Source organism: Acidimicrobiales bacterium, from assembly GCA_036491125.1.
Lineage (GTDB): Bacteria > Actinomycetota > Acidimicrobiia > Acidimicrobiales > AC-9 > AC-9.
In genome coordinates this window covers 43,175-58,611 of record DASXCO010000059.1, presented here as the reverse complement: position 1 = coordinate 58,611, position 15,437 = coordinate 43,175, and the positions used below count along the sequence as shown (strand labels likewise).

The window sequence follows — 15,437 nt, the reverse complement described above, 5'->3', positions numbered from 1 at the left end:
TGTCGGATGGATGGTCACGGGGCGGTGAGCTGGCCCTCCAGGTCCTCGATCGTCGACGTGGGCGCCAGGCAGGCGTAGTCACGACAGACGTAGGCGAGGCCGTCGCGCCGGCCCTCCCACAGCGGCGACGGGTACGGCTCCCCCCACGCCAGCACGGCACGGGGCAGGTAGGCATGGTGAACGGCCTCGACGAGCTCGGGGCGGTCACCCACGACGGCGACCTCGGTGACGCCATCGGCGAGGAGATCGACGGCGCCGAGGGCGTGGGTGAAAGCGGTCGGCTGCGTGGCCATCACGTCTCCGAGCAACGCAAGGATGGCCTCGGCGGCGTCGGCGTAGCTCTGCTCGCCAGTGAGGGCGGCCAGACGGGCGAGGGCGACGGCACCCACCGAGTTCGCCGAGGGCGTGGCCCCGTCGAACAGCTCCTTCGAGCGGACGATGAGCCGCTCGGCGTCCTCACCCGTGGTGAAGAGCCCGCCTTGTGCCGGATCCCAGAACAGGGTGAGCATGGCGTCGGCCGTGGACCGGGCGGCCTCGATCCAGCGGGCCTCGCCGATGAGCTCTGACAGTCGGGTGAAGGCCTCGACCAGCCAGGCGTAGTCGGCCGCTACGGCCAGGTGCCCGGCCCGCCCGCGCCCGCCACCATCACCGGCGTCGCTGTCGCGACTGGAATCCGCCTGCCAGGAGCGCAGCCACCGCCCGTCGCCTCGCCGCAGGGATCCGACGAGGAACTCGGCGATCGAGACCGCCTCCGCCCGCCAGTCGGCCCGACCCGTCGCCCCCGCCGCTTCGGCCAGCGTCGAGCAGAACATGGCGTTCCACTCGGTGAGCACCTTGTCGTCCAGACCGGGCCGCACGCGTCGGGCCCGGTGCTCGAACAGCTGCCGCCGCGCCCGCTCGATCGCGGGCGGGCGCAGCAGGTCTCCGCGTTGGGGCCGGTACAGGATGTTCGAGCCCTCGAAGTTCCCCGCGGCGGTGATGCCGTACCAGTCGATGGCCGCCGGGGCCAGCTCGGGGCCGAGCGTGTCGGTCACCTCCTGCAGGCTCCAGACGTAGAACCGACCCTCGACCCCCTCGGAGTCGGCGTCCTCGGCGGAGTAGAGCCCACCCTCGGGGCCGCGCAGGTCGCGCAGCACGTACTCCACGGTCTCGTCGAGCACCTGCCGCCAGTGCGGCGACCCGTTGACCTGCCACCCGTGCAGGTAGATGCGGGCCAACCCGGCCTGGTCGTACAGCATCTTCTCGAAATGCGGGACCATCCAGCGGCCGTCCACCGAGTACCGCGCGAACCCGCCTCCGAGGTGGTCGTAGATGCCCCCCGAGGCCATGGCGTCGAGCGTGGTCGCCACCATGGCGAGCGCCGTCTCGCCGCCCGAGCGGTCGTGGGCCCGGAGCGTCAGCTCGAGCATCGACGGTTGGGGAAACTTGGGAGCCGCCCCGAAGCCCCCCCAGCCCGGGTCGTAGGCGCTCTGCAGGGCGGCATAGGCCCCTTGCAGGAGCTGACCTGGATCAGGTGCCGGTCGGCGGGCGCCGTCTCCGGAGGAGGGGATCTCCAACCTGGCCTCGACGGCGCCCACCAGCTGCTCGGCCTGGCCGACGACCTCGTCGCGCTGTTCGCGCCAGGCCGCGTCGATGGCCTGCAGGACCGTGGTGAACCCCGGCAGCCCACCCCGGCCGTCCTTGGGGAAGTAGGTGCCCCCGTAGAACGGTCGCCGGTCGGGGGTGAGGAAGACCGTCATCGGCCAGCCCCCCCGACCGGTGATGGCCTGGACGGCCTCCATGTACACCGCGTCGACATCAGGTCGCTCCTCGCGGTCGACCTTGACGCTGACGAAGCGGTCGTTGAGCAGGGCCGCCGTGCGCTCGTCCTCGAACGACTCGTGCGCCATCACGTGACACCAGTGACACGCGGAGTACCCGATGGAGAGCATGACCGGGCGATCTTCGGCGCGAGCGCGCTCGAATGCCTCCTGGCCCCATGGATACCAGTCCACCGGATTGTCCTGGTGCTGGCGAAGGTAGGGGCTGGTCTCGGCGGAGAGACGGTTCATGACGACGAGCCTATGCCCGCCCCCCGGCCGTGCCCGGTCCGTGGTGGGCGGTCCCGCGGACCGGCCTCCTGGGCCGGCTTGTGGTCGTGTCCGGCCTCCCGGGGCGGCCTATGGCCGGCGGCCGGTGAGCCCGGCGATGACGGCGTCGATCACCGTCTCGACCAGTGCCCGCTCCAGGTCGGGGTCGAACTCGGGTCCGGCGAGGATCACGGTGGCCACGCCGTGGGTGGCGGTCCAGATGGCCAGCCATGCGAGCTGGGGGTCGACGCTGCCGAGCAGGCCGGCTCGAGCGAGCTCGAAGACCGGCGCCGCTCCGACCTGGAAGGCCTCGGTCGCCATGGTGGCCATCGCCTCGGTGTCCTGGGGCTGGGCCGTGAGCTCGGGCCGAACCATGAAGATGGCCTTGAACAGCGCCGGGTTCTCTTTGGCGTACGCCACGTAGGCCAGGCTCCGGGCCCGGAGGAGCGCCAGGGGGTCGCGCTCGGGGATGGACCGGATGCGCTCGATCATCCGCCGGCCTTCTTGGTCAGCGAGACCCTGGAGAAGGTCGTGTTTGTCCTTCACGTGGGCATAGAGGGCCGGAGCGGTGACGCCCAGAGCGCCCGCAACCCGGCGCAGGGACACCGCCTCGATCCCTTCCGCCGCCAGCAGGGTGCGGGCCGTCTCGATGATCGCCTGGCGGGAGAGACGAGCACCCATACTCCAGGGTCGCACCATCAGCGTCGTTTCGCCGTAGCAACGTCGTCGTGACACGACTGGGTCGACTCCGGGCGGGCGACAGCGGCCCGGTGCAACGTCGTGTCTGGTCCGGGCCAGCCGTGGCAGGCTGGCCCGCGTGCGCGGACTCGTTGCCGACCTCCAGTTCCGTGGTCTCGTCCAACAGATGAGTGACGCCAGGCTGGCCCCGATGCTCGACCGGGAGCCGCTGACCGCCTACGCCGGCTTCGATCCCAGCGCCGACAGCCTCCATGTCGGCCACCTGCTCGGGATCTTCAACCTCCGCCGACTGCAGGAGGCCGGCCACCGGCCGATCGCCCTGGCGGGCGGAGGTACGGGGATGATCGGCGACCCGAGCGGCAAGAGCGAGGAGCGTCAGCTGCTCGGAGCCGAGACGCTCGAGGCCAACCTCGCCGGCATTCGCGGCCAGCTCGGTCGCTTCCTCGACTTCACGCCATCGGCCGGCGCCAGGCAGGCGCTGCTGGTGGACAACGCCGAATGGCTCGGTCCGCTGGGACTCCTGGAGTTCCTCCGCGACGTTGGCAAGCACTTCGGTGTGGGCCAGATGATCGCCAAGGAGACCGTGCGAGCCCGGCTGGACACGCCCGAGCAGGGCATGTCGTTCACCGAGTTCAGCTACATGTTGCTCCAGGCCTACGACTTTTTCCGACTGTTCGACACCTACGGGTGTCGGCTGCAGCTCGGGGGCAGCGACCAGTGGGGCAACATCACCATGGGCATCGAGCTGATCCGGCGCCTAGGGGGCGCCGAAGCGTGGGGGTTGACCTGGCCTCTCGTCGTGCGGCCCGACGGGACGAAGTTCGGCAAGACCGAAGCCGGCACCGTCTGGCTGGACGAGCGGCGCACCAGCCCGTACCAGCTCTTCCAGTTCTTCCTGCGCAGCGAAGACAGCGTCGTCGGCACCTACCTCCGTTACTACACCTGGCTCGATTACGAGCGGATCGAGGAGCTCGACGCCGCCGTCGCCACGCGCCCCCAGGCCCGCGAGGCCCAACGGACTCTGGCGCGCGAGGTGACCACGCTGGTCCACGGCGAGGCGGCGACGGCCAACGCCGAGCGCGCCGCGGCGGCGCTGTTCTCTGAGGAGATCGCCAAGCTCGACGAGGAGGTCCTCGTGGACGTGCTCGCCGATGCGCCGTCCAGCACCTGGTCGAGGGAACGTCTTGCTGACGGCGGGCTCTCTCTCGTGGAGGCGATGGTCGAGACGGGGCTCGCACCGTCTCGCTCCGCGGCGCGGACGACGATCGAGCAGGGCGGCGCCTACGTGAACAATCACCGCGAGCTCGACCGGGCCCGCCAGCTGGGCCCCGACGACCTGCTGCGGGATCGCTACCTGCTCCTGCGGCGGGGGAGACGGGACCAGCACCTGGTCCGCTTCGGCTAACGGACGACCGCTGTCCTCGGTCGGTGTCGTCGATGGGCCGGCGTCACAGGCGGCCTCAGCTGTCGCTGAGCGGCTCGGTGACGAGAGCGGCGCGGATCGCGGCCGCCACCTTGGCCTCGGTGGCTTCGTCCGGGTAGCGCTGGCGGGGCCACAGGAAGCCCCGGAGACCATCCTTGAAGCGCCGCGGCACGATGTGGATGTGGAGGTGGGGCACGCTCTGGCTCACCCGATTGTTCATGAGCACGAGGGTGCCGTCGGCCTCCATGGCCCGGGTCACGGCGGCGGCGACTCGCCGGGTCGTGGCGAAGAGCGGCTCGACCAGCGGTGGCGGTAGGTCGACGAGCGTCTCGAAATGGGCTCGCGGCACGACCAGCACGTGGCCCGGGAACACGGGGCGCTGGTCGAGGAACGCCATCACCTGCTCTTCGTCGAGGACCAGGTCTGTGGGCACCTCGTAGGCCACGATCTCGCAGAACTTGCAGCCGGGGAGCCGGTCTCCGGGCGACGCGGTCATCGGCGGGCGAGCCTATGTGCGACGATTCGTCGTGGCCGACGACTCCCGAATCTCGCTGTCCGGCAGCCCGCCCGAGACGGAGCTCCCAGCGGCCCCGGATGCCGCCCGAGAGCAGCTCCAGGCCGCGCTCGAGGCACCGCCCCCGGATCGTCACCGCGCCGTGGCCGAGGTGGCTGCCGCCTACCCCCGCTACCTCGAGGCCTGGGCGTCACTCGGCGACGCGGCCCGGGACGACATCGAGGCCTACGCCTACTTTCGCGTCGGGTACCACCGCGGGCTCGACGCCTTGCGGGCGGCCGGCTGGCGTGGGTCGGGGTACGTGCGCTCGGCCCACGAGCCGAACCGAGGATTCCTGCGCTGCCTGGACGGCCTCGCCCGGGTCGCCGCCTCGATCGGCGAGACGGACGAGGCCGAGCGCTGTCGCCAGTTCCTCCGCCAGCTCGACCCCGGTTGGCGCCCGAGCACACCCGACGGCTGATTGCCGTGGGCGGCGGGTACGTTGGCCGTTGTGGCCCCACCGCTCGAGGCGGAAGTCACCGACCTGGCTCGGCGCATCGCCGAGCTCGGCTCGGGTGAGCGGGCCCGGGTCTACCGGCTGTCGTGGTGGAGCGAGCGGATGCTCGCCTGGGCGATGGCGAACCCCTCGTTCAAGACCCAGCTGTTCCGCCTGGTCGACGTGTTCCCGGCCACGACGGGTGACGCCGACGCGCTCCGCCATCTCCACGAGTACTTCGCCGGTGCCGACGCCCCCCGGCTGCTCGATCTGGGCGTCGGGGTGGCCGAGCACCTCCCGCGCGGCGAGCGGCTGTCAGCTGCGGTGGCCCGCCGCAACATCGCCCGCATGGCCCAGCAGTTCATCGTCGGAACCACCCCGGCCGAGGTGGCGGATCGGCTGGAGCGGCTGTGGCGCACGGGGACGGCCTTCACCGTCGACCTGCTGGGCGAGAAGACGCTCACCGGAGCCGAAGCCGACCACTATGCAGCGCGGGTGGACGAGGTCCTGCGGGTCCTACTCGACGCCAGCGCCGGCTGGGCCCCCGACGATCACCTGGAGCGGGACGATCTCGGACCGCTGCCCCGGGTCAGCGTCAGCATCAAGCCGACCGCCCTGGCGCCGAGGTTCGGGCCGCTCACAGGTGCCGAGGCCGTCGACCAGGCCGCCGACCGTCTCCGCCCCCTGCTCAAGCTGGCCGTCGACCACGGCGCCTTCGTGTGGCTGGACACCGAGGACTACGACGCCAAGGAGCTGACCTTCGAGCTGTTCCGCAGCCTGCTCGAGGAGCCGGACCTGGCCGGTCTCGAGGCGGGCGTGGTCGTCCAGGCCTACCTGAAGGACGCCGTCGCCGACGTCGCCGACCTCGTCGCCTGGTCGACTCGGCGAACCGCCACCGTCCCCGGCGCCCGTCCCATCGGGGTGCGTCTGGTGAAGGGGGCCTACTGGGATGCCGAGACCGTGCAGGCCCGAGCCGAGGGCTGGCCGGTCCCGGTGTTCGAGGAGAAGTCCCAGACCGACGCCAACTACGAGCGCTGCGCCCGGCTGCTGCACGATCACCACGGCGAGGTCCGGGCTGCATTCGGCTCGCACAACCTCCGGTCGCTCGCCTACGCCATCGTCTATGCCCGCCAGCTCGGCATCCCCGACTCGGGCTACGAGCTCCAGATGCTGTACGGGATGGCGGAGCCGGTGCACGCCGCCATCCGCCGACTGGGACTGCGCCTACGCGTCTATGCCCCCATGGGCGAGCTGGTGCCTGGGATGTCCTACCTCGTCCGGCGCCTGCTCGAGAACACGTCGAACGAGAGCTTCGTCCGTCGCCAGTTCGCCCAGCGCCGAAGTCTCGACGACCTCCTGGTCGCGCCGCAGGCGAGCGAGCTTCCGGGTCCCACGCTTCCCGCCAGTCGTCCCGCCACCGACCCGGACAAGCCGGGGCCCTACCATCGCGAGCCCGTGGCCGAGTGGCGGCGTGCCGGTGTTCGTTCGGAGTTCGCGGCGGTCGTCGAACGCACCGGGAGCTCCTTTGCGCCCGGAGATCGCGGCCTCGACGTACCGGCGGTGATCGACGGCGAGAAGTTCCAGACCGGATCGACCATCGTCTCGGTCGATCCGGCGGCGCCCGGGACGGTGGTGGCGACTTCGGCGTCCTGCGGGCCGGTCGAGGCCGACCGGGCCGTCGAGGTTGCAGCCCGGGCCTGGGAGCAGTGGAGGCGGACGCCGACGCGTGAGCGGGCGGCGGTCCTCTTCCGTCTGGCGGAATGGCTGCGCGCCCGCCGGACCGACCTGACCAGCCTCGAGATCTTCGAGGCGGGAAAGCCCTGGGCCGAGGCCGACGCCGACGTGTGCGAGGCCATCGACTTCTGCGAGTACTACGGCAGGGAGATGCTGCGCCTGGACCTCGGTGGTGCCGTCGAGTCGCCACCGGGGGAGACCAACCGCCTGACCTACGAGCCCAAGGGCGTCGGCGTGGTGATCCCACCGTGGAACTTTCCCCTCGCCATCCCCACCGGCATGGTGACGGCTGGGCTGGTGACCGGAAACGCCGTGATCCTGAAGCCGGCTGAGCAGACCCCGGCGGTCGCATCCATGTTGATCGAAGGCTTGGCCGCGGCCGGCCTGCCTTCGGGGGTTGTGGGCTTCCTGCCCGGGGTCGGGGAGGTCGTCGGGGCGCACCTGGTGGCCCATCCCGGCGTCAGCTTCGTCGTCTTCACCGGCTCGAAGGCGGTGGGCCTGCAGGTCAATGCCGCGGCCGCCGAGCACCGTCCCGGCCAGCGCCAGGTCAAGCGCGTCGTCGCCGAGATGGGCGGCAAGAACGCCATCGTTGTCGACGCCGACGCCGACCTGGACCAGGCCGTTCCCGCCGTGGTGCACTCGGCGTTCTCCTACGCCGGGCAGAAGTGCTCGGCCGCCTCGCGCCTGATCCTGCTGGATCCCGTCTTCGACGAGGTGGTCACGAGGCTGAGCGGTGCCGCCCTCGAGCTGTCGATCGGTCATCCGCGACACATGGCCACCGAGGTCGGGCCGCTCATCGACGCCGACGCGCACGCCCGCGTGCGCGGCTACACCGAAGCGGCACACACTCAGGGCAGGGTCGTGCTGTCGCGGGCAGACCTCCCCCGATCGGGCTACTTCGCCGGTCCTTTGGTCGTCGCCGACGTGGCGCCGGACGCACCACTGGCCAGGGAGGAGATCTTCGGCCCGGTGCTGGCGGTGCTGCGCGCCGCCTCCTTTGCCGAAGCCGTGGCGCTGGCCAACGACACCGACTACGCGCTGACCGCCGGCGTCTTCTCGCGCTCCCCGGCGCACATCGCGCTCGCCTCGAACGAGCTGCGGGCGGGCAACGTCTACGTCAACCGGGGGACCACGGGAGCGGTGGTAGGCCGCCAACCTTTCGGCGGTCGCGGATTGTCAGGCGTGGGTTCCAAGTCGGGCGGTCCCGACTATCTCTTGCAGTTCGTGGACCCGAGGGTGGTGACGGAGAACACGCTGCGCCGGGGGTTCGCGCCGGACGGACCCGACCGGCGATGAAACATCCGAGGGCGATCGCATCGGCCGCCGTGGTCATCGCCGCCGTCACGGTGTCCGCCTGCTCGGCCGGGCCCGATGTCTCCGGAACGTTGTCGCAGCGAGTCAACGGCTGGTCGCAGGGAGTAGCGCTCACTGCGTCCAGCGCCAAGATCGGGTCCGAGCTCGATCAGGTGACGAAGACGGCCCAGGCCGGCGATCTGGGAGGCCTGCAAGCGGTGAGCGTCCAGCTCCAGGACGACGCCACCATCGCTCACGCCCAGCTGCCGAGCCCCGATCAGCGTCTGACCGACGAGCTGAACACGGCGTACCAGACCGCGTACCAGCTGGCCAACCACGACCTGGACAAGGGCGTGGGGTCCGACCGGGCGGCCGGTCTGGCTGCTGTCATCCGCCAGGCGGATGCGGCGCAGCAGGCCTTGCAGGCGGCGCGCACGCGCGCCGCGACGCTCGCCCACTCCTGAGCAGTTGCCCTCTTGTTCGTCGCCCGGCCTCGCGCTCCGCTCAGGGTCGTTGTCTTGTCCATATGTGGACGCGGAGTGTGCCGAGCCGCCCCCGGCGCCGGGTCTCGGCGTCACAGCCGCAGCTCACCCGTAGCGGAGGCGCGCCTCGCGCTCGAGCGGGCAGTGGCCGGCGGGCCGGCCGCAGGCCGAGAGATCGCACAAACGGCAGATCCAGCGGGTGGCGCCCGGCTCGCGCATCATGCCGACGAGAATGCGGCCGAGGAGCGCAGAGAAGCTCCGTCGCTCGGTGACGGTCAGCGGCTCGAGCACGCCGTCGAGGACCTCGAGGCGGGCGGCCTCGAGCCGGTGCGCCGCTCGGTGGCCCGCGGGCGTCAGCGACACCGTCGTGATGCGACCGTCCTCACCCGCCCCGCGCTGCACGAGCCCGTCGCCCTCCAGCCGGTCGACCAGACGGACCGTGCCCGACTGGCTGAGCCCGAGGACCTGGGCCAGCTGGTCGATCGACGGATGACCGAGGAACTGATCGAGGGCGGACAGGGCTGCCGCCGCGCTCTCGGAGCGGCCCGATCGATCGGCGCCCGCCTCCGCTACGCGGTCGGACACGGCGAGGGCCAGCGCGCCGAGCAGGTTGGCGCCGTGACCTGCCGGAGCCGCGCTCATCTCAGAGGTCGTAGTCGAGGCTGAACGTGCCGGTGGAACCCATGGGGGCGACCGCAAGGCCGGTGCCCCGCAGACCCGTCAGCGCGCCCGTCGAGGCGCCCGGCACCACCTCGAGGAGCGTCCGCGCCTCTTTGCCATCGAATTGGCCCAGCCCTTGCAGGACAAACGTCCCCTCCCTGTCACCGATTCGGCCCTGGAGTCGCTGATAGCCGACGAAGTCAGCGGTGCCGTCGTCGCGGTACGTCATCACCATGTCCCACTTGGTCTCCGCTTCGATGCCTCCGGTGAATCGCTGCCCGATCCCTGCCGTCGTCACTTTGGCTGCGCCCTCCAGCCCGCCAACCTGCTCTTCGGACCACGAGGTGACATCGAAGACGCCTTCCAGATGGGTGGACACGATCGCCGTCCTTTCTCTCTAGTTACATGTGTGACGCATGCATTATTCTTCGCCCGCGATGCGTCGTCAAGAGACGGCAGGCCTCGGATCTCGTGTTCGCTCAGAGGGTGCGCGCGGCCGGACCGTCGGTCGGCATGCCCGGGCCAGGCGTGATCCGGCGCTATGTTCGAGGGCATGCCCGGAACGACGAGCGGGTTGATCGGCCCCTTTCCACCAGGCACGGACCCCGAGGAGTACGACAAGCTCCGCCGTCGGGTGCTGTGGACCATGCCCAGCGGGCTCTACGTCATCGGGAGCCGAGCCGGCGGGCGGCGCAATCTCATGACCGCCAACTGGGTCACCCAGGTCGCCTTCGATCCCAAGCTCGTGGCGGTCAGCGTCGAGCGCGAGGCCCTCACCGCCGCCCTGATCGGCGATGGCGGAGTGTTCAGCGTCTCCATCGTCGACCGCGACGACCGCGCCATCGTCCGCAAGTTCGTCAGGCCAGTCGAGCACGACGAGGGGGCCGGGACGCTGAACGGGTTCTCGTTCCACGATGCCACCACCGGCGCGCCGATCCTCGACCAGGCCCTGGCCTACCTGGACTGCGAGGTACGTGAGCGCGTGCCCGTGGGAGGCCACGTGCTTTTCGTGGGCGAGGTCGTCGAGGCCGGCTTCCAGCGGGACGAGGATTCCCTGCCGCTCCGGATGGAGGACACCCGCATGAGCTACGGCGGTTGAGCCGACCCCCGCCATCGAGGCCTAGCGAGGGCCGCCTCGGCGTACGGTAGCGTCGGGCGCCATGATCCGACATCGGCTCGACAGCGACGCCTGGGACGTCGAGTCGGTGGTGGCCACCAGTGTCGACGCGGGTTCGTGAAGGCTTGAGCGATCTGGCCGAACCGAGCTGGGTCGACACGCAGCCCGCCATGGACGAGGTGGTGGGCCAGATCGGAGCCGCGTCGGTGTACGGCTTCGACACCGAGTTCCATCGTGAACGTTCGTACTTCCCTCACTTGGCCCTGGTTCAGCTGGTCTGGCCCGGGGGAGTGGCCCTGGTCGATCCGTACCGGGTCGACCTCACCGGATTGCGCCAGGTGCTCGACGGGCCCGGGCTCGCCGTGGCCCACGCCGCCGACCAGGATCTCGAAGTGCTCGAGCTGGCGTGCGGGACCAAGCCCCGTCGCTTGTTCGACACCCAGCTGGCGGCGGGCTTCCTCGGCCTCTCGGCTCCGTCGCTGACGACCCTGGTCGAGCACCTGCTCGGCCAGCGGCTGGCGAAGGGGGACCGCCTCACCGACTGGACCCGACGCCCCCTGAGCGCCGCCCAACGCGAGTACGCGGCGTCGGACGCCGCCCACCTGCTGGACCTGCATGGAGCGCTGGTCACCGAGCTCGATGGCCTCGACCGGTTGACCTGGGCCGAGGGCGAGTGCCAGATCCTGTTGTCCCGCCCCAGCCGGCGGGTCGAGCCCAACGAAGCGTGGTGGCGACTGAAGGAGGCCCGCCAGCTCAAGGGTGAGTCACGAGCCGTGGCTCAGACCGTGGCCGCCTGGCGGGAGCGCCGTGCCGCGGCGACCGATCGACCGGCGCGGTTCGTCCTCCCCGACCTGGCGGTGGTGGCGATCGCCCAGCGGCCGCCTACCACCGCGGCCGAGCTGGCCGCGGTCCGGGGTCTCGACCCGCGCCGGGCCAGGGGGGCGGCCGAGGCCGGGCTCCTCGACGCGGTGCGGGCCGGCTTCGAGCTCAGTGATGGCGCCCTCCGGCAGCCGCCGATCGATCAGGTCGAGCGCCGCCTGCGTCCAGTGGCGACGCTGGCCGGAGCCTGGCTGGCACAGCGGGCCGCCGAGCTGCGGATCGACGGTCCCCTTCTCGCCACCAGGGCCGACCTGCACGCGCTGCTGCGGGGCGGTGGCGAGTCCCGTCTGGCCAGCGGCTGGCGGCGGACGCTCGTGGGCGAGCCGCTGCGCCAGCTGCTGGCAGGGGAGGGGGCGCTTGCGGTCGGGGGTCGGGGCGAGCTCGTGCTCGAGGCTCGCTCACACCGGCCGATCGCCGGCTGAGCAGCGGGCGCCGTCAGGAGGGTTCGTCGGTGAGGACAACGGCGCCCGGCCCGGGAACCATGCCCATGTACGGCTCCCCGTCGGTCCCCGCCTCGGTGGACACCTCTACCCGCCAGGCCGCATCCGGCGCGGGGACGGACGCATCACCGTCGCCGAAGTTGACGATGACCAGCCGCCGATCGTTGTCCGCAGCCCGCCGGTAGGCGAGCACGTCGGGCGGGCTCGGGAGCGGCGACCAGGACCCGGTGGACAGGGCGGGCGACCGTCGACGAGTGGCCACGAGCCGGCGGTAGAGGTTGAGGATGGACGTCGGATCGTCCTGCAGGGCAGCCACGTTGCGGACCTCGGCCTCCGGCGGCCACGGCAACCAAGGAGCGGCTCCCGGGCGCCGGTCGCCCGAGGGCCACCCGTGGTCGGGTGAGCCGTCCCACGGCAACGGGGCCCGCGAGCCGTCGCGTCCTCCAGGATCGAGACGCCGCTCAGCGGGGATCGCGGCGTTCTCGAGGCCGAGCTCCTCGCCTGCGTAGATGAACGGCGTACCCCTCAACGTGAGCAGCAGCACGGCGGCGGCACGGGCGCGCTGCTCCGAGCCGCCATAGCGCGTGCGGTGACGCGGATTGTCGTGGTTCGACAGCACCCATGTGGGCCACGCTCCCCGCGGATCGAGCTCCTCGACGACGCGGTCGATCCGATGGCGCCACGCGTCCGCCTCCCACGGGGCGAAGAGAGGAGGAAAGTTGAAAGCGAGGTGCAGCTCGTCACCGCGGCCGTAATAGCGGGCCACCGCCCCCGTCGACAGGAGAAAGACCTCGCCGACCATGACCCGATCTCCCGGATAGGAGTCGATCAGCCGCCGCAGCTGCCGCAGGATGTCGTGCGTGCTCTGCTGGTCGTTGAGGGCTGACCAGGGCATGCCCCTCCACTTCACGGGGGCGTCGGGAAGGGCCGGATCCTTCCCGATGGCGTGCACCGCGTCGGCCCGGAAGCCGTCCACCCCGCGGTCGAGCCAGAATCGCAGCACCGTCTGCATGGCCTCGACCACCCGTGGGTTGGCCCAGTTGAGGTCCGGCTGTTCGGGCAGGAACAGGTGGAGGTACCACTGCTGGGTCGTCTCGTCCCAGCTCCACGTGGGGCCCTCGGAGAAGGCGGCCTGCCAGTTGTTCGGCGGCTGGTCGGGGCGCCCGTCCCGCCAGACGTACCAGTCGCGTCGCGATGACGATCTGGACGACCGCGACTCGATGAACCAGGGGTGGCGGTCGCTGGTGTGGTTGGGAACCCAGTCGATCAGGACCCGGATGCCGAGCTCGTGCGCCCGGGCGACAAGGTTGTCGAAGTCGGCCAGCGTCCCGAACAGCGGGTCCACGGCGCAGTGGTCGGCGACGTCGTAACCAAAATCGGCCATCGGCGAACGAAAGAACGGCGACAACCAGACGGCGTCGACGCCCAGCCACGCCAGGTGGTCGAGGCGACGACGGATACCTTCGAGGTCTCCGACACCGTCACCGTCGGAGTCCTGGAACGAACGCGGATAGACCTGGTAGACGACGGCGGACTTCCACCACGGTTGGTCATGGACCTGCCCAGGGAGCACGATCCGGCACGGTAGCCGGAAGCGTCGGAGCCCAAGAGGGTCCTGGATGCCACGCATGGACCGGCTCGAGGTCGCCGACCACCGCTCCGGTCGCTACCACCTCCACTGGTGACTCGGCGCGGTGCTGATGACCTTTGCCGGGTAGGTTGGACCATCCGCCCGATAGGGGACCTCTCTTGGTGACCCGCCACCACTCCAACCCACCGAAGCCGGGCCCGCCGAACGACCCGCCGAAGCGACCGACCCCACCGCCGCCTCCCCGCTGGCGGATCTGGTTCCTCGTGGTCGGGATCGTCGCCACCGTCGGCCTGCTGTTCATACCGACGATGGGCAGCGCCGCGCCGGTCACCAACCTGAACTACTCCTCCTTCGTCAACAAGGTCAATGCCAATCAGGTGTCCACGGCCACCATCGACCCCAACGGCAAGGTCACGGGCACGTTGAAGGGGAAGGCCGGACAGCACTACAGCTCCCAGATCCCCCTGGCCCTCGGCAACAATCAGCTCGCCCCGACCCTCCAAGCCCACGGTGTAGCCATCACCGGCGTGGGCCCCAGCAGCTCGGTGCTGCCCACGATCCTGTCGTTCCTGCCGTTCGTGCTCTTCCTCGGTCTGTTTCTGCTGCTGGGCCGGCGCACGGCCCGGGCGGCGGGCGGGATCATGGGCATCGGCAGCTCCCGCGCCAAGCTCTACGACGAGGAGCGCCCTCCGACCCGGTTCGCCGATGTGGCGGGCTACGAAGGGGTCAAGCAGGAGGTGAGCGAGGTCGTCGACTTCCTCACCCACCCCGACCGGTACACCCGGGCCGGCGCCATCGGACCCCGCGGCGTGCTCATGGTCGGGCCCCCTGGCACGGGCAAGACCCTCCTCGCCCGGGCGGTGGCGGGCGAGGCCGAGGTGCCGTTCTTCGCCATCACCGGCTCGAGCTTCGTCGAGCTGTTCGTGGGGGTGGGGGCGTCCCGGGTCCGGGATCTGTTCGCCGCAGCCCGCAAGCGGGCGCCGTCGATCATCTTCATCGACGAGATCGATGCCATCGGCGGCAAACGTGGCGCGGCGCTGTTCGCGTCCAACGACGAGCGGGAGCAGACCCTGAACCAGCTCCTGGCCGAGATGGACGGGTTCGACCCGGCTACGGGGGTCGTCGTGATGGCGGCGACGAACCGACCCGAGACCCTCGATCCCGCCCTGCTTCGCCCCGGGCGCTTCGACCGAACCGTGGAGATCCCCCTGCCCAACCGGGCCGAGCGGGCCAAGATCCTGGCGGTGCACATCAAGGCGCGTCGGCTGGCGCCGGATGTCGACCTCGACGTGGTAGCCGGCCTGACGCCCGGGTTCTCCGGTGCCGACCTCGCCAATCTGGTGAACGAGGCGGCAATCGTCGCCGTGAGGGCCGATCGAGAGGTGATCACCGCCGCCGACTTCTCCGACGCCCGTGATCGCATCCTGCTCGGGCGCCGCGACGCGTCCAACGCCCTGCTCCCAGACGAGAAGCGATCCGTCGCGGTGCACGAGAGCGGACATGCTCTGGTGGCGGTGCTGTCGGAGCACGCCGACCCGGTCGCCAAGGTAACCATTCTCCCCTCGGGCATGGCCCTCGGGATCACCGAGCAGCTACCGGTCGACGAGCGCCATCTGTACCCCGAGAGCTACCTGCTCGACTCCCTGGCCGTCCGCCTCGGTGGTCGGGCCGCCGAGCTCCTCGTGCTGGGCGAGGCCTCCAGCGGGGCGAGCAACGACCTCGCCGGTGCCACCGAGCTGGCGACCCGAATGATCCGTGACTTCGGCATGAGCGATCGGCTGGGGCCGGTCGGCTTCGCCTCGGGGACTCCGAACTACCTGAGCGCCGACGGTCGGGGTCGGCCGTACGCGGAGGGCACTCAGCAGCTCATCGACGAGGAGGTCGCCCGGCTACTGCGCGAAGCCGAGCAGCGGGCCACCAGGCTGCTGACCGAGCACCGCCCGGCGCTCGACCACGTCGTCGATCTACTGCTCGAGAAGGAGACGATCGACGGGAGCGCAGTCGAGGCGGCCGTGGCTGCGACCGGACCTCGGCCGGCTCGCGTCAGCACCGGATGAGCTG

The 15,437-nt window shown here is 70.9% G+C and carries 13 protein-coding genes; 7 read left to right on the top strand and 6 right to left on the bottom strand.

Annotated features, from left to right (window positions below; all coding sequences use genetic code 11):
- Positions 1-14: 14 nt before the first annotated feature.
- Both VGF64_04640 and VGF64_04635 read right to left on the bottom strand, forming a co-directional pair.
- Positions 15-2,051 (bottom strand): thioredoxin domain-containing protein, encoded by a 2,037-nt coding sequence (locus tag VGF64_04640; protein HEY1634023.1) that lies wholly within the window; start codon positions 2,049-2,051, stop codon positions 15-17.
- Between the two features lie 108 nt (positions 2,052-2,159).
- A complete protein-coding gene (locus tag VGF64_04635; protein ID HEY1634022.1) occupies positions 2,160-2,750 on the bottom strand; it encodes a TetR/AcrR family transcriptional regulator in 591 nt (196 codons plus the stop codon).
- A gap of 136 nt (positions 2,751-2,886) precedes the next feature.
- On the opposite strand from VGF64_04635, the gene tyrS reads away from it, so the two are divergent.
- A complete protein-coding gene (gene tyrS / locus VGF64_04630) occupies positions 2,887-4,173 on the top strand; it encodes a tyrosine--tRNA ligase (GenBank protein ID HEY1634021.1) in 1,287 nt (428 codons plus the stop codon).
- Between the two features lie 55 nt (positions 4,174-4,228).
- Here the strand turns inward: tyrS and VGF64_04625 are convergent, their stop codons facing one another.
- Positions 4,229-4,687 carry an HIT family protein gene (locus VGF64_04625; GenBank protein HEY1634020.1) on the bottom strand — a complete coding sequence of 153 codons (459 nt, stop codon included), beginning with the start codon at positions 4,685-4,687 and terminating at the stop codon, positions 4,229-4,231.
- 16 nt (positions 4,688-4,703) lie between these two features.
- On the opposite strand from VGF64_04625, the gene VGF64_04620 reads away from it, so the two are divergent.
- From VGF64_04620 to VGF64_04610, 3 genes are read left to right on the top strand one after another with little or no spacing between them, the layout of a single operon-like run.
- On the top strand, positions 4,704-5,165 hold the full coding sequence (locus tag VGF64_04620) for a DUF3151 domain-containing protein (GenBank protein HEY1634019.1): 462 nt from the start codon (positions 4,704-4,706) through the stop codon (positions 5,163-5,165).
- Between the two features lie 30 nt (positions 5,166-5,195).
- A complete protein-coding gene (locus tag VGF64_04615) occupies positions 5,196-8,210 on the top strand; it encodes a proline dehydrogenase family protein (GenBank protein HEY1634018.1) in 3,015 nt (1,004 codons plus the stop codon).
- The gene (locus VGF64_04610; GenBank protein HEY1634017.1) at positions 8,207-8,671 is read left to right on the top strand and encodes a hypothetical protein; all 465 of its coding nucleotides are present in this window, start codon (positions 8,207-8,209) and stop codon (positions 8,669-8,671) included. Before VGF64_04615 ends, VGF64_04610 begins: the two co-directional genes overlap by 4 nt.
- A gap of 123 nt (positions 8,672-8,794) precedes the next feature.
- Here VGF64_04610 and VGF64_04605 read toward each other — a convergent pair whose 3' ends face one another.
- On the bottom strand, positions 8,795-9,331 hold the full coding sequence (locus VGF64_04605; GenBank protein HEY1634016.1) for a MarR family transcriptional regulator: 537 nt from the start codon (positions 9,329-9,331) through the stop codon (positions 8,795-8,797).
- A 1-nt stretch (position 9,332) separates the two neighbouring features.
- A complete protein-coding gene (locus VGF64_04600; GenBank protein ID HEY1634015.1) occupies positions 9,333-9,728 on the bottom strand; it encodes a DUF3224 domain-containing protein in 396 nt (131 codons plus the stop codon).
- 174 nt (positions 9,729-9,902) lie between these two features.
- Here VGF64_04600 and VGF64_04595 point away from each other — a divergent pair, with 174 nt between their 5' ends.
- The gene (locus tag VGF64_04595) at positions 9,903-10,448 is read left to right on the top strand and encodes a flavin reductase family protein (GenBank protein ID HEY1634014.1); all 546 of its coding nucleotides are present in this window, start codon (positions 9,903-9,905) and stop codon (positions 10,446-10,448) included.
- Between the two features lie 119 nt (positions 10,449-10,567).
- Positions 10,568-11,767: an HRDC domain-containing protein gene (locus VGF64_04590; GenBank protein HEY1634013.1), complete on the top strand. Its 1,200-nt coding sequence runs from the start codon at positions 10,568-10,570 to the stop codon at positions 11,765-11,767.
- Positions 11,768-11,780: 13 nt separating this feature from the next.
- Here the strand turns inward: VGF64_04590 and VGF64_04585 are convergent, their stop codons facing one another.
- Positions 11,781-13,358 carry an alpha-amylase family glycosyl hydrolase gene (locus VGF64_04585; protein ID HEY1634012.1) on the bottom strand — a complete coding sequence of 526 codons (1,578 nt, stop codon included), beginning with the start codon at positions 13,356-13,358 and terminating at the stop codon, positions 11,781-11,783.
- Between the two features lie 179 nt (positions 13,359-13,537).
- Between VGF64_04585 and ftsH the strand changes: the two genes are divergently transcribed.
- A complete protein-coding gene (gene ftsH / locus VGF64_04580) occupies positions 13,538-15,433 on the top strand; it encodes an ATP-dependent zinc metalloprotease FtsH (GenBank protein ID HEY1634011.1) in 1,896 nt (631 codons plus the stop codon).
- Positions 15,434-15,437: the final 4 nt, after the last annotated feature.

Bases quoted from the DNA above. Each gene is read 5' to 3' on its own strand.
- VGF64_04635 (HEY1634022.1), bottom strand. From the start codon at position 2,750: ATGGGTGCTCGTCTCTCCCGCCAGGCGATCATCGAGACGGCCCGCACC.
- VGF64_04625 (HEY1634020.1), bottom strand. From the start codon at position 4,687: ATGACCGCGTCGCCCGGAGACCGGCTCCCCGGCTGCAAGTTCTGCGAG.
- VGF64_04610 (HEY1634017.1), top strand. From the start codon at position 8,207: ATGAAACATCCGAGGGCGATCGCATCGGCCGCCGTGGTCATCGCCGCC.
- VGF64_04595 (HEY1634014.1), top strand. From the start codon at position 9,903: ATGCCCGGAACGACGAGCGGGTTGATCGGCCCCTTTCCACCAGGCACG.
- VGF64_04640 (HEY1634023.1), bottom strand. From the start codon at position 2,051: ATGAACCGTCTCTCCGCCGAGACCAGCCCCTACCTTCGCCAGCACCAG.
- VGF64_04605 (HEY1634016.1), bottom strand. From the start codon at position 9,331: ATGAGCGCGGCTCCGGCAGGTCACGGCGCCAACCTGCTCGGCGCGCTG.